The organism is Colwellia sp. 5_MG-2023 (assembly GCF_030547795.1).
Lineage (GTDB): Bacteria > Pseudomonadota > Gammaproteobacteria > Enterobacterales > Alteromonadaceae > Colwellia.
In genome coordinates this window covers 48,162-73,053 of sequence record NZ_JAUOPW010000016.1, presented here as the reverse complement: position 1 = coordinate 73,053, position 24,892 = coordinate 48,162, and the positions used below count along the sequence as shown (strand labels likewise).

At 37.5% G+C, this 24,892-nt stretch carries 20 protein-coding genes; 10 read left to right on the top strand and 10 right to left on the bottom strand.

Annotated features, from left to right (window positions below; genetic code table 11):
- The first annotated feature begins 337 nt into the window (after positions 1 to 337).
- The 3 genes from Q4496_RS11735 to Q4496_RS11725 all read left to right on the top strand — a co-directional run bounded on the left by Q4496_RS11735 (position 338) and on the right by Q4496_RS11725 (position 2,545).
- Positions 338 to 928: a 1-acylglycerol-3-phosphate O-acyltransferase gene (locus tag Q4496_RS11735; RefSeq protein ID WP_252727368.1), complete on the top strand. Its 591-nt coding sequence runs from the start codon at positions 338 to 340 to the stop codon at positions 926 to 928.
- Between the two features lies 1 nt (position 929).
- Positions 930 to 1,280, top strand: coding sequence for a ribonuclease E inhibitor RraB (gene rraB, locus Q4496_RS11730; RefSeq protein WP_303610491.1), 351 nt, complete (start codon positions 930 to 932; stop codon positions 1,278 to 1,280).
- A 146-nt stretch (positions 1,281 to 1,426) separates the two neighbouring features.
- Positions 1,427 to 2,545 carry a beta-ketoacyl-ACP synthase III gene (locus Q4496_RS11725; RefSeq protein ID WP_215971979.1) on the top strand — a complete coding sequence of 373 codons (1,119 nt, stop codon included), beginning with the start codon at positions 1,427 to 1,429 and terminating at the stop codon, positions 2,543 to 2,545.
- A 94-nt stretch (positions 2,546 to 2,639) separates the two neighbouring features.
- On the opposite strand, the gene Q4496_RS11720 is transcribed toward Q4496_RS11725, so the two are convergent.
- The 10 genes from Q4496_RS11720 to leuS all read right to left on the bottom strand — a co-directional run bounded on the left by Q4496_RS11720 (position 2,640) and on the right by leuS (position 14,136).
- Positions 2,640 to 3,836, bottom strand: coding sequence for a serine hydrolase (locus tag Q4496_RS11720; RefSeq protein WP_215971980.1), 1,197 nt, complete (start codon positions 3,834 to 3,836; stop codon positions 2,640 to 2,642).
- Between the two features lie 158 nt (positions 3,837 to 3,994).
- The gene (locus Q4496_RS11715; protein ID WP_252727369.1) at positions 3,995 to 4,843 is read right to left on the bottom strand and encodes a septal ring lytic transglycosylase RlpA family protein; all 849 of its coding nucleotides are present in this window, start codon (positions 4,841 to 4,843) and stop codon (positions 3,995 to 3,997) included.
- 131 nt (positions 4,844 to 4,974) lie between these two features.
- The gene (gene rodA / locus Q4496_RS11710; protein ID WP_215971982.1) at positions 4,975 to 6,090 is read right to left on the bottom strand and encodes a rod shape-determining protein RodA; all 1,116 of its coding nucleotides are present in this window, start codon (positions 6,088 to 6,090) and stop codon (positions 4,975 to 4,977) included.
- A complete protein-coding gene (gene mrdA / locus Q4496_RS11705; protein ID WP_215971983.1) occupies positions 6,080 to 8,053 on the bottom strand; it encodes a penicillin-binding protein 2 in 1,974 nt (657 codons plus the stop codon). The genes rodA and mrdA overlap by 11 nt, the downstream gene beginning before the upstream one ends.
- Before the next feature lie 114 nt (positions 8,054 to 8,167).
- Positions 8,168 to 8,638 (bottom strand): 23S rRNA (pseudouridine(1915)-N(3))-methyltransferase RlmH, encoded by a 471-nt coding sequence (gene rlmH / locus Q4496_RS11700; RefSeq protein WP_215971984.1) that lies wholly within the window; start codon positions 8,636 to 8,638, stop codon positions 8,168 to 8,170.
- Between the two features lie 17 nt (positions 8,639 to 8,655).
- Positions 8,656 to 8,979 carry a ribosome silencing factor gene (gene rsfS / locus Q4496_RS11695; RefSeq protein ID WP_303610490.1) on the bottom strand — a complete coding sequence of 108 codons (324 nt, stop codon included), beginning with the start codon at positions 8,977 to 8,979 and terminating at the stop codon, positions 8,656 to 8,658.
- A gap of 116 nt (positions 8,980 to 9,095) precedes the next feature.
- Positions 9,096 to 9,767, bottom strand: coding sequence for a nicotinate-nucleotide adenylyltransferase (nadD, locus tag Q4496_RS11690; protein WP_215971986.1), 672 nt, complete (start codon positions 9,765 to 9,767; stop codon positions 9,096 to 9,098).
- A 75-nt stretch (positions 9,768 to 9,842) separates the two neighbouring features.
- Positions 9,843 to 10,907 (bottom strand): DNA polymerase III subunit delta, encoded by a 1,065-nt coding sequence (gene holA, locus Q4496_RS11685; RefSeq protein WP_215971987.1) that lies wholly within the window; start codon positions 10,905 to 10,907, stop codon positions 9,843 to 9,845.
- 36 nt (positions 10,908 to 10,943) lie between these two features.
- Complete coding sequence (gene lptE, locus Q4496_RS11680) at positions 10,944 to 11,492, bottom strand: LPS assembly lipoprotein LptE (protein WP_252727370.1); 549 nt, start codon at positions 11,490 to 11,492, stop codon at positions 10,944 to 10,946.
- Between the two features lies 1 nt (position 11,493).
- Positions 11,494 to 14,136: a leucine--tRNA ligase gene (leuS, locus tag Q4496_RS11675; protein WP_215971988.1), complete on the bottom strand. Its 2,643-nt coding sequence runs from the start codon at positions 14,134 to 14,136 to the stop codon at positions 11,494 to 11,496.
- 212 nt (positions 14,137 to 14,348) lie between these two features.
- Here leuS and Q4496_RS11670 point away from each other — a divergent pair, with 212 nt between their 5' ends.
- The 7 genes from Q4496_RS11670 (at position 14,349) to allB (ending at position 24,867) form a co-directional block, all read left to right on the top strand.
- Positions 14,349 to 14,834, top strand: coding sequence for a hypothetical protein (locus tag Q4496_RS11670; RefSeq protein WP_303610489.1), 486 nt, complete (start codon positions 14,349 to 14,351; stop codon positions 14,832 to 14,834).
- A 118-nt stretch (positions 14,835 to 14,952) separates the two neighbouring features.
- Positions 14,953 to 17,346: a Lon protease family protein gene (locus Q4496_RS11665; RefSeq protein ID WP_215971990.1), complete on the top strand. Its 2,394-nt coding sequence runs from the start codon at positions 14,953 to 14,955 to the stop codon at positions 17,344 to 17,346.
- 246 nt (positions 17,347 to 17,592) lie between these two features.
- The gene (locus Q4496_RS11660; RefSeq protein WP_215971991.1) at positions 17,593 to 18,051 is read left to right on the top strand and encodes a thioredoxin family protein; all 459 of its coding nucleotides are present in this window, start codon (positions 17,593 to 17,595) and stop codon (positions 18,049 to 18,051) included.
- Between the two features lie 590 nt (positions 18,052 to 18,641).
- Entirely contained in the window at positions 18,642 to 20,102 is a 1,461-nt protein-coding gene (gene xdhA / locus Q4496_RS11655; protein WP_215971992.1) for a xanthine dehydrogenase small subunit, read from the top strand.
- Positions 20,095 to 22,491 (top strand): xanthine dehydrogenase molybdopterin binding subunit, encoded by a 2,397-nt coding sequence (gene xdhB / locus Q4496_RS11650; protein WP_303610488.1) that lies wholly within the window; start codon positions 20,095 to 20,097, stop codon positions 22,489 to 22,491. Before xdhA ends, xdhB begins: the two co-directional genes overlap by 8 nt.
- A gap of 44 nt (positions 22,492 to 22,535) precedes the next feature.
- Positions 22,536 to 23,426, top strand: a complete 891-nt coding sequence (gene xdhC / locus Q4496_RS11645) for a xanthine dehydrogenase accessory protein XdhC (RefSeq protein WP_215971994.1) — start codon at positions 22,536 to 22,538, stop codon at positions 23,424 to 23,426.
- Between the two features lie 70 nt (positions 23,427 to 23,496).
- The gene (allB, locus tag Q4496_RS11640; RefSeq protein WP_215971995.1) at positions 23,497 to 24,867 is read left to right on the top strand and encodes an allantoinase AllB; all 1,371 of its coding nucleotides are present in this window, start codon (positions 23,497 to 23,499) and stop codon (positions 24,865 to 24,867) included.
- Positions 24,868 to 24,892: the final 25 nt, after the last annotated feature.

The window sequence follows — 24,892 nt, the reverse complement described above, 5'->3', positions numbered from 1 at the left end:
ATCCCTCCTAAGAGTGTTTTTTATGCGCTTATAGAAAGTGAACTTATTGCTATGCGCTAAAATTCTATCTTGTCTTTACTTTGTTTTTATTAATTTTATATTGGAAAATTACGTCTTTGATCGCTATCTTGAAGATAGTAATTGTTTTATTGAGTATGGCAACTTGCTATACTCGCCACCTCAAATTTTGCTAGGAATTCCTTTATTGTTAACTCTTTTTCGTTTTATTTTGATGGCTTTTATCTTTCTATTTATTTGCATTGTTTCTTGCTCGTATTGTTTGATAAGGCCTTTTCATCGAAATAATGTTTACCATACGTCTAAATATTTAGGCAAGATGAGTAAGTTATTAGGCTTTGATGTTGAAGTAAGAATTCCTGAGTCAGTTAAGGCTGTCGGCCCTGCTATTTATGTGGCTAATCATCAAGACAATTATGATATATTTACCGTCGCTAATGCAGTGCAACCAGGTACGGTCACGCTAGGTAAAAAAAGTTTAAAATGGATCCCTTTTTTTGGTCAAATGTACTGGCTAACAGGAAATATATTAATTGACCGTAAAAACTCGAATAAAGCGATGGGCACAATGAATGTTACCGTCAAAAAAATCATTCGAAATAAACTTTCTATTTTGATGTTTCCTGAAGGTACTCGGAGTAAAGGGCGAGGGCTTTTACCTTTCAAAACAGGGGCTTTTCGTACGGCAATGCAAGCTAATGTTCCTATCATCCCTATTTGTGTTAGCAATCAAATAGGAACAATTAAATTGGGCCGTTGGAATAATGGGAAAATTCTTATTGAGCTATTAGAGCCTATTGTTATTCCTAATGATGATAGCGTCAGTGCACGTAATATCGCTGAGCAAACACACGCATTAATGAAAGAAAAAATTAGTCAACTTGATAAAGAACTAGCAGAAGGTAAATAAAATGATTGATAAAGAATTAGAAGGTTGGTTGGAGCATACCGATGCACTTGTAGGTGAGTTACTATCAGATGGAACAAACGAAGAGGTATATCATACTATTGAGCATCATTTTGCTAGTGAGAATTTTGATTTACTTGAGAAAGCCGCGATAGCTGCATTTAAACTTGGATTAGAAATTGAAGAGCCAGAAGAAGCTGAGCTTGAAAATGGCGACAAAGTCTTTGCCTTTGATGTTGTAACCGAGCAAATGCTCAATGCTGAGTTACTACGAAAAGAAACCAAAGCGATGTTTGAATTAGCACAGAAATGCAACGTAGACTATGACGGCTGGGGCACTTACTTTGAAGAGTAAGCTTTTATTATCTAAGATAATTTATCTTTATATATAATTATCGCTATATCGGAAGAACTTTTTAATAAGTAGGCGAATAATCGACAAAACCTATCAAATAAAATACACTAGTGGTCATACCTTCTTTGTAAGTTTGAGAGAATTTTATGTCTGTTGTAATTAGTGGGACGGGGTTATTTACTCCTCCCGAAAGTATTTCCAATGATGAGTTAGTCACTTGTTTTAATCGTTATGTTGATCACTTTAATAGTAGTAATAAACAAGCTATTGAAAGCGGTGATATTACTGCGCTAGCTCATTCGAGTAGCGCTTTTATTGAAAAAGCTTCAGGTATCAAAAGCCGTTATGTTATGTCTAAGTCAGACATATTAAATATTGATGTTATGAGACCGACATTTGTTGAACGTCCCAATAACGAATTATCCTTACAAGCCGAAATTGGTGTTGCTGCAGCGAAACAGGCTATGGCTGCAGCCAATAAAACCGCGGCAGATATTGATCTTATTATTGTTGCTTGTGCTTATACACAGCGCTCTTACCCTGCTATGGCGATAGAAATACAGCAAGCGCTAGGCTGTTCAGGTTGGGGATTTGATATGTTGGTTGCTTGTTCTGCGGCAACCTTTGGGATTATCAATGCGGCTAATGCTATTCGTAGTGGTACAGCTAAAACCGTATTAGTGATTAACCCTGAAATACTGACACCACAAATTAACTATCGCGATAGAGATAGTCACTTTATTTTTGGTGATGTTGCTACTGCATCTATTGTTGAAGACTCTTCTACTGCGACAGGAGAGCATCAGTTTAAAATCATTGCAGAGCAGCCTATTACACAATTTTCAAATAATATTAGAAGTAATATTGGTTACATGAATCAATGTAGCCCTGACACTGAGAATGATGTGGATAAATATTTTATTCAGCAAGGTCGAAAAGTATTTAAAGAAGTACTGCCGATGGTATCGAACCTAATAGCATCTCAAATGGATAAGGTTGGCTTAGCACCAGAAAATATTAAGCGTCTTTATTTACACCAAGCTAATATTAATATGAATAACTTTATTGGTAAGAAGGTCTTAGGTCGCGATCCTACTCCTGAAGAAGCTCCTATTATTTTAGATGAGTATGCTAATACAAGTTCGGCAGGTTGTATTATTGCTTTGCATAAGCATCATGATGGTTTCAATTCTGGAGATAAAGCAGTGTTATGCTCTTTTGGTGCAGGTTATTCAGCGTGTTGTTTAATCTTAGAGTATGTTTAAAGACAGTGTAAAATGAAGTAGACATTAAAACAAAAAAACCACAGGTTATATATTACCTGTGGTTTTTTTTATGTAAATTATTTAAGTAACGTTTTTATTCAAAAAACTGTGCAAAGAATAATTTAATGTAATCAACAACTTTAGAAAAGAAACTACCTTCATTAACTTCTTGTAGCGTAACCAGTGGGTATTGTGCAATCTCTTCATTTCCTAACTGTAGGAACAATTTACCAACAACTGTGCCTTTAGCTATCGGCGCTTTCAATTGTTGATCTAATTCAAATGTTGCTTCTAAATTCTTACGTTGACCACGAGGGATAGTAATAGGAATATCCATGGTTATGCCTAAATCTACTTCTTTCTTGTCACCCATCCAAATACGGTTAGTGGCAAACACTTCACCAGCTTGATATGGCGTGAATGTTTCAAAGAAACGGAAACCATAATTAAGTAACTTTTTACTTTCTACTTTACGTGCACGCTCGCTTTCAGTACCCATTACTACGGTAATAAGACGCATGTTGCCTTTTGTTGCCGAGGTGACTAGGCTATAGCCAGCATTTGATGTGTGGCCTGTTTTCATGCCATCTACATTTAAGCTTTTATCCCATAACAATGAGTTACGGTTATATTGCTTGATATTGTTGTATGTAAAAGACTTTTGTTTATAAAGAGCATATTCATCAGGTACGTCACGAATGATTGCACCTGCTAAAGTTGCCATATCGCGAGGTGTAGTCATATGTGATGAGCTATCTAAACCATGACTATTCTCAAAAAATGAACTCGACATACCTAATTGCTCAGCATGAGCATTCATTAAATCGGCAAAAGCACCTTCACTACCGGCAATGTGCTCTGCCATAGCTACACAAGCATCATTACCTGAAGCAATAATAATCCCTTTATTCAACAGTTCAACTGAAACTTCTGTGCCGACCTCAATAAACATTTTTGATGAGTCAGGGAAGTTTTTTGCCCAAGCATTTTCGCTGATTGTTACCTTATCATCATTGGATATGTTACCGCTTTTTAACTCTTTTCCTATGATATAACTTGTCATCATTTTGGTTAAACTGGCAGGTGCTAGTTGCATATCAGCATTGCTTTGAGCAATAACTTTGCCTGTAGTGAAATCCATTAAAATATAGCCTTTAGCATTAATTTGTGGTGCTTCAGGAATAATTGTTATTGCATGACTTATCGATGAAAAAGCTAAAGTCGTTCCAAGTAAGGAAGTTGATATTACTTTGAAAAAATTACGTATGATATTTTTTGATTTTATAGGCATAATTATTTAATGTTAGGTTCGATAGAGTGATGAATTAATATAAAGCTAGAGGAAAGTATAACAGCTCTAATTTACATGGCTATGGTTGATATTAAGTAAATTGTAAAAATCGATTTACAATTAGTATTAATATCTTAACGGTTGCATTATTTTGTCTATTATAAAGCCTTTAAATAGGCATTTGGGTAGCTACCTTTTTTTAGTTCTAGCAAGAGGTTATTTAAGGTTGTTGTATTCGCTATAGGGCCTATTTGAATGCGATATATACCGTTTTCTTTAGGAAATTTAACTGTTTGAGAATATTTAGCTGAGATTTCTTTCGCTATTGTTTGTGCAAGTTCATGCTTACTCGTAGCAAAGACTTGAATATGATCTTTTTCTTTCGTTAGTGACTTTTCAAGTAAATGGTCAGCAATGGTTTTACTGACGACTGGCTTGGCTTCAGCTTCTTTTTTGGGGATAGGTGGGCTCATTGCTGTTACCTTCTCTCCAAATTCAGTAATCGCACTGATTTTTACTTCTGCAGTCCCACTTGTTAGCATATCAAGCTTATAGGCTGCACTGTAGGATAAATCAATAATACGATTTTGATGAAAAGGTCCACGATCATTGACACGAACAATAACTGATTTATTATTCGCAAGATTAGTGACTTTAAGATATGTCGGTAAAGGCAAATGTTTATGTGCTGCACTCATGGCATACATATCATAAATTTCGCCATTGGAGGTTAAATGACCATGAAATTTATTACCGTACCAAGAAGCGGTGCCGATTTGTTCAAAATTTTCTGCACTAGGTAATACTTTATAATTGATACCACGTACTTGATAGTCTTTATTCCCCCCTCTACTGTATGGCTCGGCACGTGCAATAGCATCTTGTTGTTCGCTTTGGTTTGGCAGTCGAGTTGGGATACTATCGTGTTTATCTTGATAACGGCCATTACTACAGGATGCGACGAGAAGCACCGAAATAATTAAGAAAAGTGTTTGTAGAATTCTCATGAATTGACTCATTGTATAAAACGTTTGATTGTTATAGTTGCAGTATATTTATTATGGTTTTAGTAAAAAGTAATATCTTATGTTCGCTGTTAAGCTATGTTGATAATAAATTAAGACGAAATAACTGAATATTATACATGAAATCGCCTATGTGTACTGATAGCCATAAGCATGCCAAAACCGGCGAGCAAAGTCACCATTGAAGTACCTCCAAAACTAACTAAGGGAAGTGGTACGCCAACCACTGGTAATAAGCCTGATACCATACCTATGTTTACAAAGACATAAACGAAGAAGGTTAAAGTTATGCTACCGGCTAATAACTTTGTAAATGCATCTTGAGCATGCGTAGCAATCCATAACCCGCGCATTACAATAAGTAAGTATACTGCGAGTAATATGCCGACGCCAACTAAACCAAACTCTTCGCTGAAAACGGCAAAAATAAAGTCGGTATGTCGTTCAGGTAAGAATTCGAGTTGTGACTGTGTACCTTGTAACCAGCCTTTACCGGTAACGCCGCCTGAGCCAATTGCTATTTTAGATTGAATAATATGGTAGCCTGAGCCAAGCGGGTCTTGTTCAGGGTTTAAAAAGGTCATTACGCGTTGTCTTTGATAATCTTTCATCAAAAACATCCATAAAATAGGAGCAAAAGCTGAGCCTAAACCAACACATACACCAATGAGTTTCCAGCTTGCACCAGCAAGGAATATGACAAAAATACCTGAGCTAGCGATTAATAATGATGTGCCTAAATCAGGCTGCTTAGCAATCAAAAGCGTTGGCATTAATACTAAAATAAAAGCGAAAAACATCGTGGTTTTTTTTACGGGAAGACTTTCTTGGCTAATAAACCAAGCAATCATAATAGGGACAATGAGCTTCATTATTTCAGATGGTTGAAACTTCATAAAACCTAAATCTAACCAACGCTGTGCCCCTTTACCTACATGGCCAAAAAGTAATACGGAAACGAGTAATAATATTCCTATTACAAAAACAGGTACTGCCCATTTTTTATAGGAGAGGGGAGGAATTTGAGCAACGGCTACCATAACAACTAAAGCAACGCCTAATCGAATCGCTTGACGGTAAACTATGTCTATATCTTGCCCGCCAGCACTGTAGACAATAAATAACCCTAGTGCCATAAGTGATAATATGCCGAGCAGTAAAACTAAATCGATATGCAATTTTTGCCATATACTATAGGTTTGTTCTTGCGCTTCGTTATTATTCCGCATGACTAGTGCTCAAATTGTGTTGTAATGGCGAGTGAGTATGGTGATGAGCAACATCATCTGTATCGATAGTTGAACTTCCATAGCTAGATGCAATTTCTCTGTTGCCAAAGTACTGATCCATAATTTGTCTTGCTACAGGGCCTGCATTGGTGCCACCGCCACCTTTTGAAACGTTTTCTATTGCCACTGATACGACTATTTCAGGTGCATTATAGGGAGCAAAAGCGATAAACATTGCGTTGTCTCGTTGATTTTCTTTTGTTTTTTCTGCATCATATTTTTCGTCTTGTTTAATACGCGCAACCTGTGCTGAACCGGTTTTTCCTGCGGCATCATATTTTGCACCTTTAAATGGTGCATGAGCTGTTGCGCTAATTTCTTGAACTGTTCGGTGCATAGCGTTAAGTATTAAGTCCCAATGCTTGTCATTTTTTAGTACTAAAGGTGCTTGCTCTTCATAAATGACTTCTTCTTCAATATCTGAGTCTCTGCTGCGTTCTTTAGTTGATTTAAGCAAGTGTGGTACTCTGCGTTTGCCGCGATTTACTAAGGTTGTTAATGCTTGGGTTAATTGTAATGGGGTAACGGTCCAATAACTTTGTCCAATACCAACCGACAAGGTTTCACCTGTATACCAAGCTTTATTGTAGCGAGCACGCTTCCATTCGACACTAGGCATGATACCGCTACTTTCTTCATGTATATCAATGCCAGTGTAATCTCCAAAACCAAAGCGTTCCATCATGGTACTAATTTTGGTGATACCGAGCTTAAAAGCTAAATCAAAAAAGTAGATATTACAGGATTGCTCAATTGCTTTATTTAAGTCAACCCAGCCATGGCCCCACTTTTTCCAATCACGGTATTTATTAGGTAAACCTTTAAGTTGATACCAGCCAGGATCCCAAACTCGGGTTTCAGGTGTAATAATACCTTCTTCTAACCCTGTTAATGCTAAGAAGGGTTTTACTGTTGATGCTGGCGGGTAACCTTGCACACTTCTATTAATTAGGGGTAAATCTTTTGAATTACGTATTTTATTCCAATCTTTAGTGCTAATACCATGGACAAATAAATTACCATCGTAACTAGGGTTAGAGTACATTGCTAAAATATCGCCTGTACGTGGATCCATCGCAACTACCGCACCACGTTTTCCTGCCAGAGCACGTTTAGCGATCATCTGTAACTCAATGTCGAGTGTTAACGTTAAGTCCTTACCTGGTGTTGGCGGTTTATAATCTAATGTTCGAATAACTCGACCTCGACTATTTACCTCAACTTCTTGATGGCCGATGGTACCGTGCAGTATATCTTCATAATATTTTTCAATACCTAGCTTCCCTATGCCATGCGTTGCTGCATAGTTTTCAGACTTGCCATCAATTTCAAGTTGATTAGCATCTTTACGATTTATGCGTGCTACATAACCTAAGTTATGTGTTGTTAACTTACCAAAAGGGTAATAACGTTTTAGCCGAGCATCGACAAAAACACCAGGGAATTTATGCTGATTTACGGAGAAAAGGGCAACTTGTTGCTCGCTTAAGCGAGGGTGTAACTCTATTTGTTTGAAGCGGCGTTTACGTTTAACCGATTTGAAAAAGCTTTTTTTTCTATCATCACTTATGTTAAGTAACGTACTAATTTCGTCGATACTCTCTTGTAAATTTTCAGTTTGCTCAGGTATAACTGCTAGGCTGTAAACTGGTTTGTTATCAGCAAGAATGACACCATTTCGATCATAAATTAGACCGCGATTCGGGGCAACAGGTAATAGTTTTATTCGATTAGAGTTAGAACGTGTTTGGTATTTTTCGAATGAATTTACTTGCAGTGAATAAATATTATTAAACAATATTAATATAAGTATTAATACACCCATAAATATAATAAAGGTACGGCGAGCAAATAAGTTTGCTTCTGCGCTATGATTACGCATCGTAATACGACGTTTAGCCACAATTATTTCCTTTAAGCCATACTATTTTAGCAGCGAATATATTTTTATTAGCACACTTATTGTAAATAATATTATAAAGAAAGCTTTGTTCAGCTATACAATAAGTCGTCACAGCTATTCTCTATGATAAGGGTGATTAGTATTAACGCTCCAAGCGCGATACAAGCTTTCAGCAATGAGAATTCTTACCATAGGGTGTGGTAAGGTTAATGACGATAAAGACCATTTTTGTTCACTGGCTTTGATGCAAGCAGGAGATAAGCCTTCTGGACCACCTACCAATAATGCGACATCTCTACCGTCAAACTGCCAACGTTCAAGTTGTTTGGCAAGTTGTGGCGTATCCCAAGGTTTACCTTCCACCTCTAAAGTGACTATTCGGTTTCCTTTGGGAATAGCGTTGAGTAACTGCTCACCTTCTTTTTCTAAAATACGGGCAATATCTGCATTTTTGCCACGCTTTCCTGCTGATATTTCGACTAACTCAAATGGTAAGTCACGAGGAAAGCGACGAGAATATTCGCTAAAGCCCTGAGTGACCCAACTAGGCATTTTGGTGCCGACGGCATATAAAGTTAGTTTCATTATTAAGCCCAGCTAAATTATTCTTCTGCCCATAACTGTTCTAAATTATATTTATCGCGTTCTTCATCTGTCATCACATGAACGATAATATCGCCTAAATCAACTAATGACCATTCACCAACATCGTTACCTTCTATTCCTCGAGGAGCATAGCCAGCAGCGCGACATTCCATTGCAACAGATTGGGCGATGGATTTTACGTGACGCTTTGAGTTACCTGAGCAGATAATCATATAGTCAGCAAAACTTGCTTTATTAGTAATATGAAGAGAAACAATATCTCTTCCTTTCATATCATCAAGTTTTTCTATAACAAATTTATTAAGTTCTTCAGTTTGCAAGGTTGTTCTTCCTAGAGTTAGGTTTATTGTTAAGCTCGGTATTAAAGCACCGATAATAGCTGCGTTAAAATACGCACCATATAAGTTGGTAATAGTAACACTTTTTGATGAAGCCGTTAACGATAAAGCATATTTTTGTTGATTAAATCTAATACTTTTGGATTTAATAACTTTTGGCAGCTCTGTTTATTAATTAAACGTTGTCTTATTTCACTAGAAGAAAGGTTGATATTTAAGTGTTTTTCATTGTTTGGTAGGCTGCAAGGGAGTAATAAAATACCGCCATATTTTTTTTGTTTCAATGCATGTACATCCGAAACTTGGTGTTCATTGAGTAGTATTTGAGTCGCGTGGTTGATGTTCTCTAGTTGATAGTTTGGTCGGGTATTTACCACTAAATGACAAAGCGATAATATTTCTTGATACTTATGCCATTGCGTAAAAGTTAATAAAGAGTCTAGGCCCATGATGAAATATAAACGTGAATTGGGATATGATAATGCTAATTCTTTTAAAGTATCGACAGTATAAGAATAGCCACTACGGTGTAATTCGCGTTCATCACAACTAAAGATAGATTCACTTTCACAGGCTAACTTTACCATGGTAGCTCGTTGTTTGGCGCTGACATTAGGCGTTGCTTTATGAGGGGGAATGCTTGCAGGAATAACTAGCACTTTATCTAATGACAAATGCTCCGCGACTGCCTTGGCGGGTAAAGTATGACCAAGATGAATGGGGTTAAAGGTACCACCTAAAATGCCAATATCATTCACTGTTCTTTGCACTCACATTTGCTGTATTTATCATCTTTTACTCTTTATCTTCTTTATTCTACTTAACTAGCTTAAGTTAAATGTAGATTAACCATATTCATAGTTCAGTGAAAAGTGCTGAGTAGTCTCGCCGTGATAAAGTGTGATACATAGATCTGCTAATAATATAAAAGCGTTAAATTCACTGCTTGTTTTACTGATTAAATCAATATCGGCCAGTCGTGACACCGCTCGTTTGGCATTTTTCAAGCTTATATGTGTTAGTGCATGCTGATATAAAGGTTTACGTTTATCCCAAATACGATATTCTTTATATAAGTCATTGAGTGGTGTTCCTTGTGCTAACTTACTTAGCATGGTGTATAACTGGCTAACTTCTTTGTGAAAGACCCAAATTATTTGTCCGGTAGCTGCGCCTTCCTGTTGTAACTGATCCAACATCACAACGCACTTTTTGCAATTACCTAGTAATAATGCATCAATAATTTGAAATGGATTAAACTTAGCCTGTTTGGTGACTAGTTTTTCTGCTTCATTTAAACTAATTAGTTGATTATTAGTCGGGAATAGTAGTGAAAGTTTCTGCAGCTCTTGTTCTAGAGCGGGTAAATTTCCCTCGCATAGCTCAATTAATAATGAGGATAACTCAGGAGCTAGGTTAATATTTAGATTTCTTGCTTGCTGTTGTAGCCATCGAGGTAGGCTTTTGGTATCAATATCATATATTGGCAGGTAGCAGCCTAGTTGGGTGAAGGTTTTAAACCATTTTTTATTCGCACTAGGTCCATCAAGTTTAGGGCCATGAAAAATAAACACGACATCTTGTAATGCGACATTTTTTTCAATCACTTCACTCAATGCAAGTAAGCTTTTATTACCATGATCTCCAATCTTAACCGTAGTTAACTCTACTTCAATAATACGTTGGTTAGAGAATAAGCTCATTGATTGATATTCATCAATAAGCTGCTGCCAATCAAAACTATTATCACTAGTAAAGCGAATTACTTCACTAAAACCTTGTTGCAAGGCATGATTTCTAATTGTTGCTAAGCTATCATTTTTTTGCCAAGGCTCATCCCCAAAAACCAACCACACCGGTTTAAAGCCTTGTGTTAGTGTTTGCTGTAGTTGGTTGTGGTAAATCTTCATGGATGCCTTGTTTTAAATTAGCGAAAATTGTCGATGCTATCGTTGAATTCTTGCCATATCTCGTAAAATTTTATCGGCAGCAGACTTTCTCATTTCGCTTAACAATAGTGATAACTCTCGAGATTTTGCTAATGCTAGATTAGGATCATCTTGGTAGTCTCGGTTTAATTCAAAGCTGAAGTTTTGAGGCTCTTCAGGTGCTTCACCATCTGCAGAGCCAAATTGTAACTGATAATGAACTGTGTAAATGAGTTCATATTCAGCTACTTGACCGTTTTGAAATACTGATAAGGTTCTTCTATCTAGCGTATCAGAGAGTATGCGCAGTTCAGGCTTTTGTGCACTTTTATATTTTAGTACATTAACCTGGTTGCGCGAAAGGTGTTGTTTTAACAAGCGGGTCAACTCCCCATGTACATCACTAGAGCTTACGTATAAGGTTTGCAATTCATCACTAAGCAAATAATCACCACGCAGATGGAAGCCACAAGCGCTTAAAAAGCTAGTGGACAATATTACAAGAAAAATACAACTCCGTTGCTTAATAGCCCGACGGCTTACATACTGCATTAGTGAAAAATTCATCTTAGTTAGCCACTATATTCAATAATTTACCAGGTATATAGATAACTTTGCGAATAGTGTTACCTTCAGTAAATTTCAGTACATGTTCATTGTTTAAGCCTAGTGCTTCAACGGTCTCTTTAGTCGCATCAGCAGCAACGGTAATTTTTGCACGTAATTTACCATTTACTTGAACAATAATTAATTTCTCATCTTCAACTAACGCGCTTTCATCAACTACAGGCCATTGTGCATTTTCAACCGCGTTGTTGTTATCAACCTCGGTTTGTTGCGTTAATTGGTTCCATAGGTAGTGACACATGTGTGGTGTAATAGGTGTTAACATAATAACTACCGCACGAAGCGCTTCAAGCATTACTGCTTTGTCTTCATCAGTGGTCATTGGTGCCTTAGTTAAATGGTTCATTAACTCCATTATGGCAGCTATTGCCGTATTGAAAGTATTACGACGACCTACATCATCCGTTACTTTAGCAATTGTTTTATGTAGTTCACGACGGAGTTTTTTCTGGTCAGCATTCAAGTTAATATTATCGACTGCTGTTGACTCTCCATTTATCTCAATGAAGTCATGTACCAGTTTATAAACACGCTTAACAAAACGGTGTGCTCCTTCAACGCCTGAATCAGACCATTCTAATGTTTGCTCTGGTGGTGAGGTAAACATAATAAATAAACGCACAGTATCTGCGCCGTATTTATTAATAACTTCTTGTGGGTCAATACCGTTATTTTTAGACTTTGACATTTTACTCATGCCAGCAGAAATAACGGGTTTTCCATCAATATTACTAATGGCAGAGGTTACTTGACCTTTTTCATCACGCTCAACGGTTACATCGGTAGGTGCAATCCATTCTTGTCCGCCATTATCAGCTTCTCGATAATATGTATCTGCTAGCACCATGCCTTGACATAATAATTTTTTGTAAGGTTCGTCGCAATCAACTAAACCAACATCGCGTAGCAATTTATGGAAAAAACGAGAATAAAGTAAATGTAAAATAGCGTGCTCAATACCACCAATATATTGATCAACTGGCAGCCAATAATTTGCTTTAGCTGGGTCGATCATTTGAGTATCATCATTTGGTGAGCAATAACGTGCGTAATACCATGAAGATTCCATAAAGGTATCGAAAGTATCAGTTTCGCGTAAAGCTGGTTCACCATTGAAGGTCGTTTTTGCCCATTCAGGATCATCTTTAATAGGTGATGTAACGCCATTCATAACTACATCTTCTGGTAAAACAACAGGTAATTCATTTTCAGGCACTGGCACTGACTCACCATTTGCAAGGTTAATCATTGGAATTGGTGTACCCCAATAACGTTGACGCGATACACCCCAATCACGTAGGCGGAAGTTAGTTGTTACTTTTCCTTTGTTTTCGCTAGCTAACTTCTCGCTTATTGCAGTAAATGCTTGTTCAAAATTCAGTCCATCAAACTCGCCAGAATTAATTAGAATCCCTTTTTCTGTAATCGCTGCTTTTTCTATATCGTCTTCCGCTTCTCCATTTTCTGCTGAAGTAGTCACCACCTGAATTATTTCAAGACCATACTTTTTAGCGAATTCATAATCACGTTGATCATGACCAGGAACCGACATTACCGCACCAGAGCCATAATCCATTAGAACAAAGTTAGCTGCCCAAACAGGGACTAATTTACCTGTAAGCGGGTGAATAGCTTTAAATCCAGTATCAACACCTTTCTTTTCCATCGCAGCCATGTCAGCTTCTGTGGTTTGGTTGCCTTTACATTCTTGAATAAAGTCTGCTAATGCTGTATTGCCTTTTTCTGCATTATTTTTTGCAGCAATTAGTGCTAATGGGTGCTCAGCAGCTAAGGCGACATAAGTAACGCCCATTAAGGTATCAGGACGTGTAGTGTAAATATCAAAGCTTTCTTGTTTACCTTCAACTAAGCCATCAACTTGAAAGGTCATATCAACGCCTTGTGAGCGACCAATCCAGTTACGCTGCATCGTTTTAACTTGCTCAGGCCATCCTGTTAGTTGATCTAAGTCATCAAGTAATTCTTGTGCGTAATCGGTAATTTTTATAAACCATTGAGGAATTTCTTTCTTTTCAACGATTGCGCCAGAGCGCCAACCGCGGCCGTCAATGACTTGTTCGTTTGCTAATACGGTTTGATCAACCGGATCCCAATTTACCGTGGCATTTTTCTTATAGACTAGGCCTTTTTCATACAGCTTAGTGAAAAACCATTGTTCCCAACGATAATAATCTTGTTTACAGGTTGCTAATTCTCGGCCCCAGTCATAGCCAAAACCTAAAGATTTTAGCTGGTTGCGCATATAGTCAATGTTTTGATAAGTCCATTTTCCTGGTGCGCTTTTATTTTTAATCGCGGCATTCTCAGCAGGTAAACCAAAAGCATCCCAACCCATAGGTTGCATTACATTTTTGCCTTGTAGGCGTTGATAGCGAGAAACTACGTCACCTAAGCTGTAATTACGTACATGTCCCATATGTAAACGGCCACTAGGGTATGGGAACATGGCAAGGCAATAGAACTTTTCTTTGCTGTCATCTTCAACAGCTTTAAATGTATCGTTTTCAGTCCAAAATTTTTGTACTGATGCTTCAATCAATTGGGGATTATAAATGGCTTCCATTAGGGGGTCTCTAACGCTATTTTAGATGTTATTGTAGGGTGTTTAATCTGCTTGGATTATAATAAAAAACAGGTGGAACACGCAATAAACTTGAGTTTAAATTATCGTGATAGAATACCTTATCTAGCGTGCTAACAACAAGCTTATATTGGCAATTTTGTCTATACTGTTAGTAAGTGTATTCATAAATATAATGAGAAAAGGAAAAGGTAATGGCAAATCAAAAAGACTATCTTGTAGAAATTTACCAAGATCTCAGCAATTGGCTGGAAGAAATGACTGAGTCACAAAAGCCAAAAGTTATCGAATTAGTGAAGCAAGCGAAATTATATGCCAAGGCAGCTGAAGAGATGTCAGAGGAAAAAGTAAATCAATTTACAGATAACTTAAAACACGATTTACATGATTTTTATTTGCAAAATCAATCAGAGGCTAAGGATTCTACTTATTTAGGATTACTCAATGAAACACTATGGTCGACGCTTGCTCAATTAACCGATAAGTCGCAAGTTGAATGGGCTGAATTAGTGGAAGATTTTGAGCATGATGGATTATACAAAGTGGGTGATTTTATTGGTTTTGGTGAATTGGCTTGCCAACAATGTGGTGATAAACAGCATATTGTGCATTTTAGTGAAGTGACGGAATGTGTTAAATGTGGTGGAGAAAGCTTTACCCGTTTACCATTAGATCCTTAAAGTATCTTTAAGCTAGAGTAAGCATTTATATTGTTAGCTAAGCGGTTAACTAGTACACTAACGCTATAGCTTTATCTCGCTTGCTCTATTTTAAAAAGTAATATTCTCAAGGACATACATGATAACAACACCTGCTTTGCAGTGTAAAATTACTGCTGAACAACTTAGCTCTACTCTATCTGCCAAACTTTTCTCTCAAAAAAAAGATGCTAGCGAAATAAAACAAATTTTTGTCGGCCACGAGCGGGCTAAAGAGGCATTAGATTTTGGTCTTTCAATGTCGTCTGTAGGCTTTAATGTGTTTGCTATGGGAGAACATGGCATAGGAAGACAAACATTAATTAAGCAGTTATTAGCTAAACTAGCAAAAGAACAAGCGACTCCAGTTGAGTGGTGTTACATCAATAATTTTGATGAAAGTCATGCACCTTATAAACTTTATGTTAACCCCGGTGATGGTAAACAGTTGTTGTCACGCATGAATAAGTTTATTGATGAATTAATGGATTTATTTCCTGAAATTTTTGATAACCCAGGCTATCAACGATATAAGTCTGCTATCGATCGTGATTTTAATAAAAAATATGATGAAGCTATTTCTACTGTTGAAAAAATAGCGCTGAAAAACAATGTTTCCTTATATGAAGAAAATGGCGAAGTAGGTTTTGCTCCTTTAGTTGATGGTAAGCCATTAAATGATAAAGAATTTGCTAATATTAATGAAACTGAAAGAGCTCAGTTTTATAAATTGCTGGGCGAATTAGAAATTGCACTGGCTGAACAATTAATTGAGTTGCCATTATGGAAACGTGAATCATCAGATTTATTACGTAAACTGAAAATTGAAACGGCAGAGCAAGCAATAAAACCCTATTTACAAGAACTAGAACAAGAGTTTAGTGAAAATGCAGGGATATTAAAATACCTCAGCAAGGTTAGTAATCATGTCGTTGATGTATCGTTAGAAATTCTAGTCAATAATGAAGATGATGCACCTAATGATAAAGAACTGCGTAAACTTATGGTTGAACGCTTTTTACCCAATTTATTAGTGCCTAGAAATGAAACTGATGGCGCACCTGTTGTCTATGAGCAAAACCCAACATATCAAAATTTATTTGGTCATGTAGATTATTCTAGCTTTCAAGGCAGTACTTATACTAGTTATCGATTAATTCGTCCTGGCGCATTACATAAAGCGAACGGTGGTTATTTATTACTTGATGCTGATAAGTTATTAACACAGCCTTTAGTATGGTCTCGTCTTAAGCTGGCGTTGAAAACTGGGCAAATAACAATAGAGAATCCTTACTCAGAGTTAAGCCAACCAGGTTCGTACAGTTTACAGCCTGAAAAAATACCGCTAAGTGTAAAGGTTATTTTATTAGGTGATGCTGAAATCTATTACACTCTGCAAGATTACGATCAAGAATTTACCGAATTATTCCGAGTATTAGCTGACTTTGATCGTCATTTAGAGAAAACAGATCATAACTTAATTGCTTTCGGTAATTTGATTCGTCAACGTGCATTTCAACACAATTATCCTGAAATTGATGATGAAGCAGTACTTGAGCTTGTTCGTTACTCGTTAAGACGAGCTGAGCACCAACATAAAATTTCTGCCAATATTGTGCAAGTAAATGACTTATTAGATGAAGCGAACTATTGGTGGAATAAAAGTGGTGCAAACGGTACTTTAAAGTCTGAGCATGTTGCTATGGCATTAGCAGCTAAAAAACGTCGTACAGGAAGATTAAGCGAAACTTGGCTTGATGAAATTAAAGAGCAACAAGTACTAATTAATACGGAAGGTGAGTTCATTGGAAAAGTAAATGGCTTAACAGTATTAGAAATTGGTGATAGTGTTTTTGGTACTCCTGCACGTATCACGGCAACCGTTTATGCTGGTAGCCAAGGTGTAACTGATATTGAGCGTGAAGTTGATTTAGGTAAATCTATTCACTCTAAAGGTGTTTTGTTGTTAACAGGGTATTTAGGGCATAAGTATGGTCAAAGTTTTCCTGTCGCTATTTCGGCTAATATTGCCATTGAACAATCTTATGGTCATATCGACGGGGATAGTGCCTCAATGGCAGAGCTGTGTGCATTGATTTCAGCGGTTACTTTATTACCAATCGATCAAAGCTTAGCGATTACGGGCTCTATTAACCAGCATGGCGAAGTGCAATCAATTGGCGGCGCTAATGAAAAAATAGAAGGTTTCTTTCAACTTTGTAAAGATAAAGGATTAACTGGCAAACAAGGCGTTATTATCCCCAAAACCAATGTTATTAACTTAATGTTAAATAACGAAGTTATACAAGCGGTTGAGCGTGGTGAGTTTTCAATTTATGCAGTAGAAACGATTGATCAAGCATTAGAGTTATTAATGAAAAACACGGCAGGCGTAATGAATAGTACAGGTCGTTATCCTCGACAATCAATTCATGGCTTAGCTTTAGAAAAGCTATCTCATTTTGCTCAACTGTTAGAAGGTGAAGAGGAATAACTTTTTCGTTATTTTAAAAGCCTAAAGTCGTCATCTTGAACTTGATTCAGGGTCTTAATTACGGTGTGTGTACTCTATGAGATTCTGTATTAAGTGATCTACGGAATGACGACTGATTTGTTATCTTAAAATTTGAACAACACATACTTTACAACTAATTTTTTTATAAGCGAGTATCCTTTCTTTATTCACACCGTACTAAATATTGGGTATAGTCGTTAAATTACTCATTTTAAAAGTAACCTTATGTTTAAAAAATTAATTTTATTGTGTGCTTTAAGTATGCCATTGCTAGGTTGTGTCGCTAATGCACCGTTTTCGGGCGGTATTACAACTGATGTACTGTTGAACGATTATGATAAATTTAGCGAGCAATACAAAGCGTTTACGCCAACAGCGCAAGATATAGCATTAATGCAAAAGTTAAAAGGCAAAGAGCTTATTGTATTATTTGGAACATGGTGCCACGACAGTGAGCGAGAAGTGCCAAAACTAATTAAGTTACTTGAAGAGTCTAAAGTAAAGCTTGCAAGTATTAACTATGTAGCTGTGGATTACGATAAACGTGATGCTGGCGGTATAGCAGAGGCGAACGATTTACAATACACCCCTACGTTTATTGTTAAACAAAATGGTAAAGAGCTAATTCGGGTAATTGAAAAGCCAACGGGGTCATTGGCGCAAGACTTAACTCAGAGCTTGTAAATGCTACTTGCTCATATCACTCCTGTAACTTTCTCGTGATCCTGAACTCTAAGTCGTCATTCTGAGCTTGATTCAGGATCCCAATCGTTATGCTGCGTAGTTGATGGATTCGTTATCCTAACTACTATTCAACCATACTATTAGGGTTCCGTATTAAGTGATCTACGGAATGATGACTGATTTGTCACCCTGAACTCTAAGTCGTCATTCTGAACTTGATTCAGGATCTTAATTACGCTGTGCTAACCTCATGGGATCCCGTATTAAGCGACTTACGGAATGACGATTTTTTTGTTCACCCTAAGCTTTAAAACCACCTTAATACCGACTATATTTTTATTATAGTGTCACTAAATTAACATAATCTTATTTTATAAATAACAATAAATATAGGTGCTACAAATGTGGTGTTTACTACTATTTGTATATTTTTCATTGTGTTAACTTTAATGAGAATAACAATAATAATAGTGTTTAACTAATTGATAGGGTATAAGTGAAAAATTGACACTTGTGTCAGTTTTTTACTCTGGTATATTTAGACCATTACCGCTTGTCTCGAAAAGTAACAAGGAATTACGGAAAAGATTATGATAAATAATACCGTTCGTTTTTTATTTAAAAATAACGTTGTCAGTATAGAGAATATAGACCCTAATATAACTGTTTTACAGTATCTACGTGAAATACAGTTTAGTACTGGTAGTAAAGAAGGTTGTGCTTCTGGAGACTGTGGTGCTTGTACTGTCGTTGTTGCTGAGTTAGATAGTGACAACACGGGGCAACTTCATTATAAATCAATTAATTCATGTATTACTTTTGTCGGTAATTTACATGGAAAACAATTGATTACGGTAGAAGATTTAAAAGAGAACAATAACTTACATCATGCTCAGCAAGCACTGGTTGATAATCATGGCTCTCAATGTGGCTTTTGTACACCCGGCTTTGTTATGTCTTCTTTTGCTTTACATAAGCATAATCAAACACCAAGTCGTGGGGAAGTACTAGAGGCGTTAGCGGGTAATTTATGCCGTTGCACTGGCTATCGTTCAATTATTGAAGCTGCTATTACCTCAAGTGTTGGTAGTGATGAAGACTCTTTCGCTAAACATTACCAAGAAACTGTTGCAACGCTTACTGAGCTACAAAAGTTACCAGCACCTAGCTTAGCGGGTAATGGTCATCAGTATATTTCTCCTTTAACTATCGATGAATTGGCATATGAGTTAACTGTAGAGCCCGAATCAACATTAGTGGCTGGTGGTACAGATTTAGCCCTTTCAGTGACTCAAAATTTAGCAACCATTAATAAGCTGGTTTATGTCGGTAATGTTGATGAATTGATGAACATAGAAGAAACAGAGTCTGAAATAGTGATTGGCTCAGCACTGCCATACAGTAAATTCATCGATACATTACACCATTATTATCCTGATTTAGGTGACATGATTGAGCGTATTGGCTCTAAGCAAATACGTAACACAGGTACATTAGGTGGCAATATTGGTAATGCATCACCTATTGGTGACATGCCACCAGCATTAATTGCTCTTGGTGCCACCATGACATTACATCTTAATGGTGTTGAACGCACAATACTGGTGGAAGATTATTTTGTTGATTACAAAAAAACAGTGCTTAAACCATCGGAATTTATCAAATCAATACAAATTCCTAAGCCTGCAGTAGGTCAAACTTTGAAGCTTTATAAAATATCTAAACGTATTGATGATGATATTTCAGCGGTACTAGCAGCCTTTTTTATTGAAGAGTCAGCGCAAAAAATCACTACTGTTCGCTTAGCTTTTGGTGGCATGGCTGCCACACCTAAACGAGCATCTTTGGCTGAAAAAGCACTATTAGGTAGCAGCTTTACTAAGGAATCTGTTGAACAAGCAAAAGCCGCATTATTAACTGATTTTAATCCAATGTCTGATGTACGCGCATCAGATAAGTATCGCATGAAAGTTGCGCAAAACCTGATTGAAAAGTGCTACCTAGAGCTGCAAAGTCATGTGATAGAAACACGGGTGGTGAATTATGCGTAGTCTTATTGATGTAGCAAAAGCGAATACAAACAAAGTACATAAAAATACTGATGCAAACCTTGTTAATGGACAAGAAAATGTTGGTTTAGGTGGTGTCGGTCGGTCTAAAAAGCATGAAAGCGCAGAGAAGCATGTTGCTGGTGAAGCTATTTATGTCGATGATCGACCTTCATTACGCGGTGAATTACATGCCGCGGTTGGTCAATCTACTCACGCTCATGCGAATATTCTTTCGATAGACTTATCTGCCGTAAAAAAAGCCGAAGGTGTGGTTGCGGTAATCACTGTTGACGACGTTCCTGGTCATACAGATATTGGTCCGGTATTTCCTGGTGATCCTGTTTTAGCTATTGGTAAAGTAGAGTTTGTTGGCCAACCTATTTTTGCGGTGGCGGCCACTAGTTATGACTTAGCACGTAAAGCGGTCAAGTTAGCAAAAATTGAATACCAAGCGCTTGAAGCCGTATTAACTGTAAAAGATGCTTTAGCAAAACAGAACTTTGTTCGCCCGCCATTTACGATGAAGCGGGGCGACTCTGACGTTGCTATTGCTGACGCGGAACATCAATTATCAGGCGAGATCGTTGTTGGTGGACAGGAGCATATGTACCTTGAAGGTCAAGTGTCTACTGCGGTACCAACAGAAGATGGTGGCATGGAAATATTTACTTCATCACAGCATCCTAGCGAAGTACAAAAATTAGTCGCTGAAGTGTTAGCTATTCCATTAAATAAAGTTTTAGTGGATATGCGCCGCATGGGTGGTGGTTTTGGTGGTAAAGAAACGCAAGCTGCACCTTGGGCATGTATTGCCGCCTTACTTGCCAATGAAACCAAACGACCTGTTAAATTCAAGTTAGGTCGTATGGATGACATGATCATGACGGGCAAGCGTCACCCCTTTGAAAATAACTACCGGGTTGGCTTTGACAACAATGGCCAAATTAAGGGAATTAATATTGAAGTGAATGGTAATTGTGGCTATTCACCTGATTTATCTGATGCAATTGTTGATAGAGCAATGTTTCATTCAGACAACGCTTACTTTTTAGATCAAGCAACCGTTACAGGTAATCGATGTAAATTAAACACGGTTTCTCATACCGCTTACCGTGGTTTTGGTGGGCCTCAGGGCATGATGACCATTGAAATGGTTATGGATGATATTGCTCGTCATCTAGGTAAAGACCCGTTAGAGATTCGAAAAGTAAATTTGTACGGTGATATTGAACGTAACATGACTCATTATCATCAAAAGGTAGAGCATAATAATTTATCTGAAATAATTGAGACACTTGAAGCAAGCTCTGACTATCAATTACGTCGTCAAGCCATTACAGCGTTTAATGCTAATAGTCCTATTTTGAAAAAAGGCATCGCCTTAACACCGGTAAAGTTTGGTATCTCATTTACAGTGCAGCATTTAAATCAGGCTGGCGCACTCGTACATATTTACACTGATGGTACTATCCACTTAAATCATGGCGGTAGTGAAATGGGGCAGGGTCTCAATACCAAAGTGGCACAAATTGTTGCCGAAGAGTTTAAAGTAAATGTGGATACTGTGGCTGTTTCTTCTGCCCGTACTGACAAAGTACCCAACACCTCTCCAACGGCAGCATCTTCGGGAACTGACTTAAATGGTAAAGCCGCAGAAGCTGCAGCTAAAATTATTAAACAACGTTTAATTGATTTTGCTTGTGAAAAATATCAAGTTTCAGCATCGCAAGTTATATTTGAAAACAATAATATTGTGGTAGGTGAGCAAACGTTTAGTTTTGCAGAGTTTTGTCAGATTGCTTATATGGGCCGAGTATCTTTATCTTCTACTGGATTCTATAAAACGCCTAAAATTCATTTTGATCGCGCCACAGCTAAAGGTCGTCCGTTCTTTTATTATGCAACCGGTGCGGCAGTATCTGAAGTGATAATCGATACGTTAACAGGTGAATATAAAACGTTACGTACCGATATATTGCAAGATGTAGGGCATTCAATTAACCCTGCTATTGATATTGGACAAATAGAAGGAGCGTTTATTCAAGGTATGGGGTGGTTAACCACTGAAGAGTTGATGTGGAATGAACAAGGTCGTTTGCTGTCAAATAATCCGGCTACTTACAAAATACCTGCGATTAATGACACACCGCAAGATTTCCGTGTGACCTTGATGCCTGACGCGCCTAATCGCGAGCATACTATTTATAACTCTAAAGCCGTAGGGGAGCCGCCGTTTATGTTGGGCATGTCGGTTTGGTGTGCATTGAAAGATGCTATTTCAAGTATTGCTGATTATAAAATTAGTCCTGAACTTGATACGCCAGCAACCCCAGAACGCGTACTTTGGGCTGTTGAAGCAGTAAAATCACAGTCGTCAGCAATAGCTTAACGTGTTGATAAACGTGATGATTAGCGAAGGACGAGAGACGTAGTATGACTATTTCCACCAGTAATAACTGGAACAATGCAGTATATCAATTGAGTAAACAAGGCCAAGCTTATGTTTTAGTAACCCTTGTCGGCGTATCAGGCTCAACACCGAGAAATAGTGGCACTAAAATGGTGATTAGCAAAGATGACATTTACGACACTATTGGTGGTGGGCATCTTGAGCATAAAACAATTAAGTATGCACAAAAAATGCTAGCTGTGGGTAAAAGTGGTCAACATTTAGAGCACTTTCAATTAGGTAGTAATTTAGGACAATGCTGTGGTGGTAATGCCAGTGTATTGTTCGAATGCTTTGCCGCTGTCGGCGTTAATATCATGCTGTTTGGTGCTGGTCACGTTGGAAAAGCGTTAATGCCAATACTGACGCAATTACCGTGTCATATCACCTGGGTTGATAGCCGCAATGAACAGTTTCCAAATAATATTGATACTTTTCAGAATGTAAGACAAGTGGTAAGTGAAGAGCCTGAACGTGAAGTGGCCAATATGCCAGAAAATAGTTATTACATTGTGATGACTCATAATCATCAAATGGACTTTGACATATCGCAAGCTATTTTAAAGCGAGCGGATTTTACCTATTTAGGGTTAATTGCTTCTGATACTAAGTGGCGTCGTTTTCAGCAACGTTATAAACACCGTGACATTGATCCAATACAAGTGGCGCGAATGAATTGCCCAATAGGATTGAAAGCAGTCAGTGGAAAGTTACCAATAGAAGTTGCTGTTTCTATCGCAGGCGAAATTATCAATACTTATCAAGCTCAAAAAGCGCATCAATTAAATGAAAATACATCAAAAAGTAGTAAGTCGCCATCAACACAGCAAGGTGTTCATTGGCAAGAAATTAAGCAGTTACTTACTGCGCAATAGTTACTTAGATTTACATAACAAGCAGTAATTTTTTATTAGTAATATGATCAGTTTAAACAGGAGTAGCAAAGTGTCTCATTTTGCCCTACAAAGTAAAAACGTAATAGTAAGCACTAACAATGGTGAATCTTCAATGATTCCTGCTTGTGTAGAAATTAAAAATGAGCATATTTATGCTATCCATCCGTATGGACAAACGTTACCGTGTGAAGTTTTAGATTATGCTGAATACGTTATTATGCCGGGGTTAGTTGACTCTCATGTACATATTAATGAACCCGGCCGTACAGAATGGGAAGGCTTTAATACGGCAACACAAGCGGCTGCCGCCGGCGGAATTACCGCGCTGGTTGATATGCCATTAAACTGTATACCTGTTACTACTACTAAGGCTGCCTTTCAAGAAAAACTCGACGCTGTTGAAGATAAATTATGGGTTGATTGTGGTTTTTGGGGCGGTGTGATTCCACAAAACATTGCTGATTTAGACGAATTGCTTAATGCTGGTGTATTGGGTGTTAAATCGTTTTTGATTGACTCGGGTATTGAAGAATTCCCTAATGTATCAGCAACAGATATTCGTGCTGCAATGCCTATTTTAGCAAAACATGATGTACCTTACTTAATTCATGCAGAGCTAGACTGTGGTGGTTTTAATGACGTTGAAATAACCAAGAAATATAATAGTTTTCTTGAGTCGCGCCCTAAAAAATGGGAAAACGATGCGATATCACTAATGGTAGATATGGCGCGTGAATCTAAGCAGAAAGGAGATAATTGTAAGGTACATATTGTGCATTTATCTTCGGATGAAGCGTTAGATACTATCGCGCAAGCTAAAAGTGAGGGCTTACGTTTTACAGCAGAAACCTGCCCACATTATTTAACCATTGCGTCTGAAAATATTCCTGATGGTAAAACCTTATTTAAATGTTGTCCTCCTATTCGTGAAAACCAAAACCGTGAACATTTATGGCAAGCAATTAGTGATGGTCGTTTAAGTTTTATTGTTTCTGATCACTCACCTTGCACACCTGAATTAAAGCATATTGATACCGGTGATATTGAAAAAGCATGGGGTGGTATTTCAGCGCTACAATTCGGTATTTCATTAATTTGGACTGAAGCCAAAGAACGTGGTTTTAGTTTAATTGATATTACTCGCTTGATGTCGACCGAAACGGCAAAATTTGCTGGTTTAGACTCAGTGAAAGGGGCAATAAAAGTAGGTAATCATGCCGATTTTTTAGTATTTGATCCCAATGTTGAATTCACTATTACTAACGAAATGATTAAGCATCGTCATAATATAACACCATACGCGGGTAGAAAAGTGACAGGTCAGGTACAGCATACCTTTGTACGTGGTCACCATGTTTATCAACAAGATCAATTTATCAACACACCCAAAGGCCGTCCGTTACTTAAAGGGAAACTTTAAGCTGGTAGCTAACTATACTAACGTC

Bases quoted from the DNA above. Each gene is read 5' to 3' on its own strand.
- leuS (WP_215971988.1), bottom strand. From the start codon at position 14,136: ATGGAAGCCATTTATAATCCCCAATTGATTGAAGCATCAGTACAAAAA.
- xdhA (WP_215971992.1), top strand. From the start codon at position 18,642: ATGATAAATAATACCGTTCGTTTTTTATTTAAAAATAACGTTGTCAGT.
- rodA (WP_215971982.1), bottom strand. From the start codon at position 6,090: ATGCGGAATAATAACGAAGCGCAAGAACAAACCTATAGTATATGGCAA.
- Q4496_RS11660 (WP_215971991.1), top strand. From the start codon at position 17,593: ATGTTTAAAAAATTAATTTTATTGTGTGCTTTAAGTATGCCATTGCTA.
- xdhC (WP_215971994.1), top strand. From the start codon at position 22,536: ATGACTATTTCCACCAGTAATAACTGGAACAATGCAGTATATCAATTG.
- Q4496_RS11735 (WP_252727368.1), top strand. From the start codon at position 338: ATGAGTAAGTTATTAGGCTTTGATGTTGAAGTAAGAATTCCTGAGTCA.
- Q4496_RS11715 (WP_252727369.1), bottom strand. From the start codon at position 4,843: ATGAGAATTCTACAAACACTTTTCTTAATTATTTCGGTGCTTCTCGTC.
- Q4496_RS11725 (WP_215971979.1), top strand. From the start codon at position 1,427: ATGTCTGTTGTAATTAGTGGGACGGGGTTATTTACTCCTCCCGAAAGT.
- lptE (WP_252727370.1), bottom strand. From the start codon at position 11,492: ATGAATTTTTCACTAATGCAGTATGTAAGCCGTCGGGCTATTAAGCAA.
- Q4496_RS11665 (WP_215971990.1), top strand. From the start codon at position 14,953: ATGATAACAACACCTGCTTTGCAGTGTAAAATTACTGCTGAACAACTT.
- rlmH (WP_215971984.1), bottom strand. From the start codon at position 8,638: ATGAAACTAACTTTATATGCCGTCGGCACCAAAATGCCTAGTTGGGTC.
- Q4496_RS11670 (WP_303610489.1), top strand. From the start codon at position 14,349: ATGGCAAATCAAAAAGACTATCTTGTAGAAATTTACCAAGATCTCAGC.
- xdhB (WP_303610488.1), top strand. From the start codon at position 20,095: ATGCGTAGTCTTATTGATGTAGCAAAAGCGAATACAAACAAAGTACAT.
- holA (WP_215971987.1), bottom strand. From the start codon at position 10,907: ATGAAGATTTACCACAACCAACTACAGCAAACACTAACACAAGGCTTT.
- rraB (WP_303610491.1), top strand. From the start codon at position 930: ATGATTGATAAAGAATTAGAAGGTTGGTTGGAGCATACCGATGCACTT.
- Q4496_RS11720 (WP_215971980.1), bottom strand. From the start codon at position 3,836: ATGCCTATAAAATCAAAAAATATCATACGTAATTTTTTCAAAGTAATA.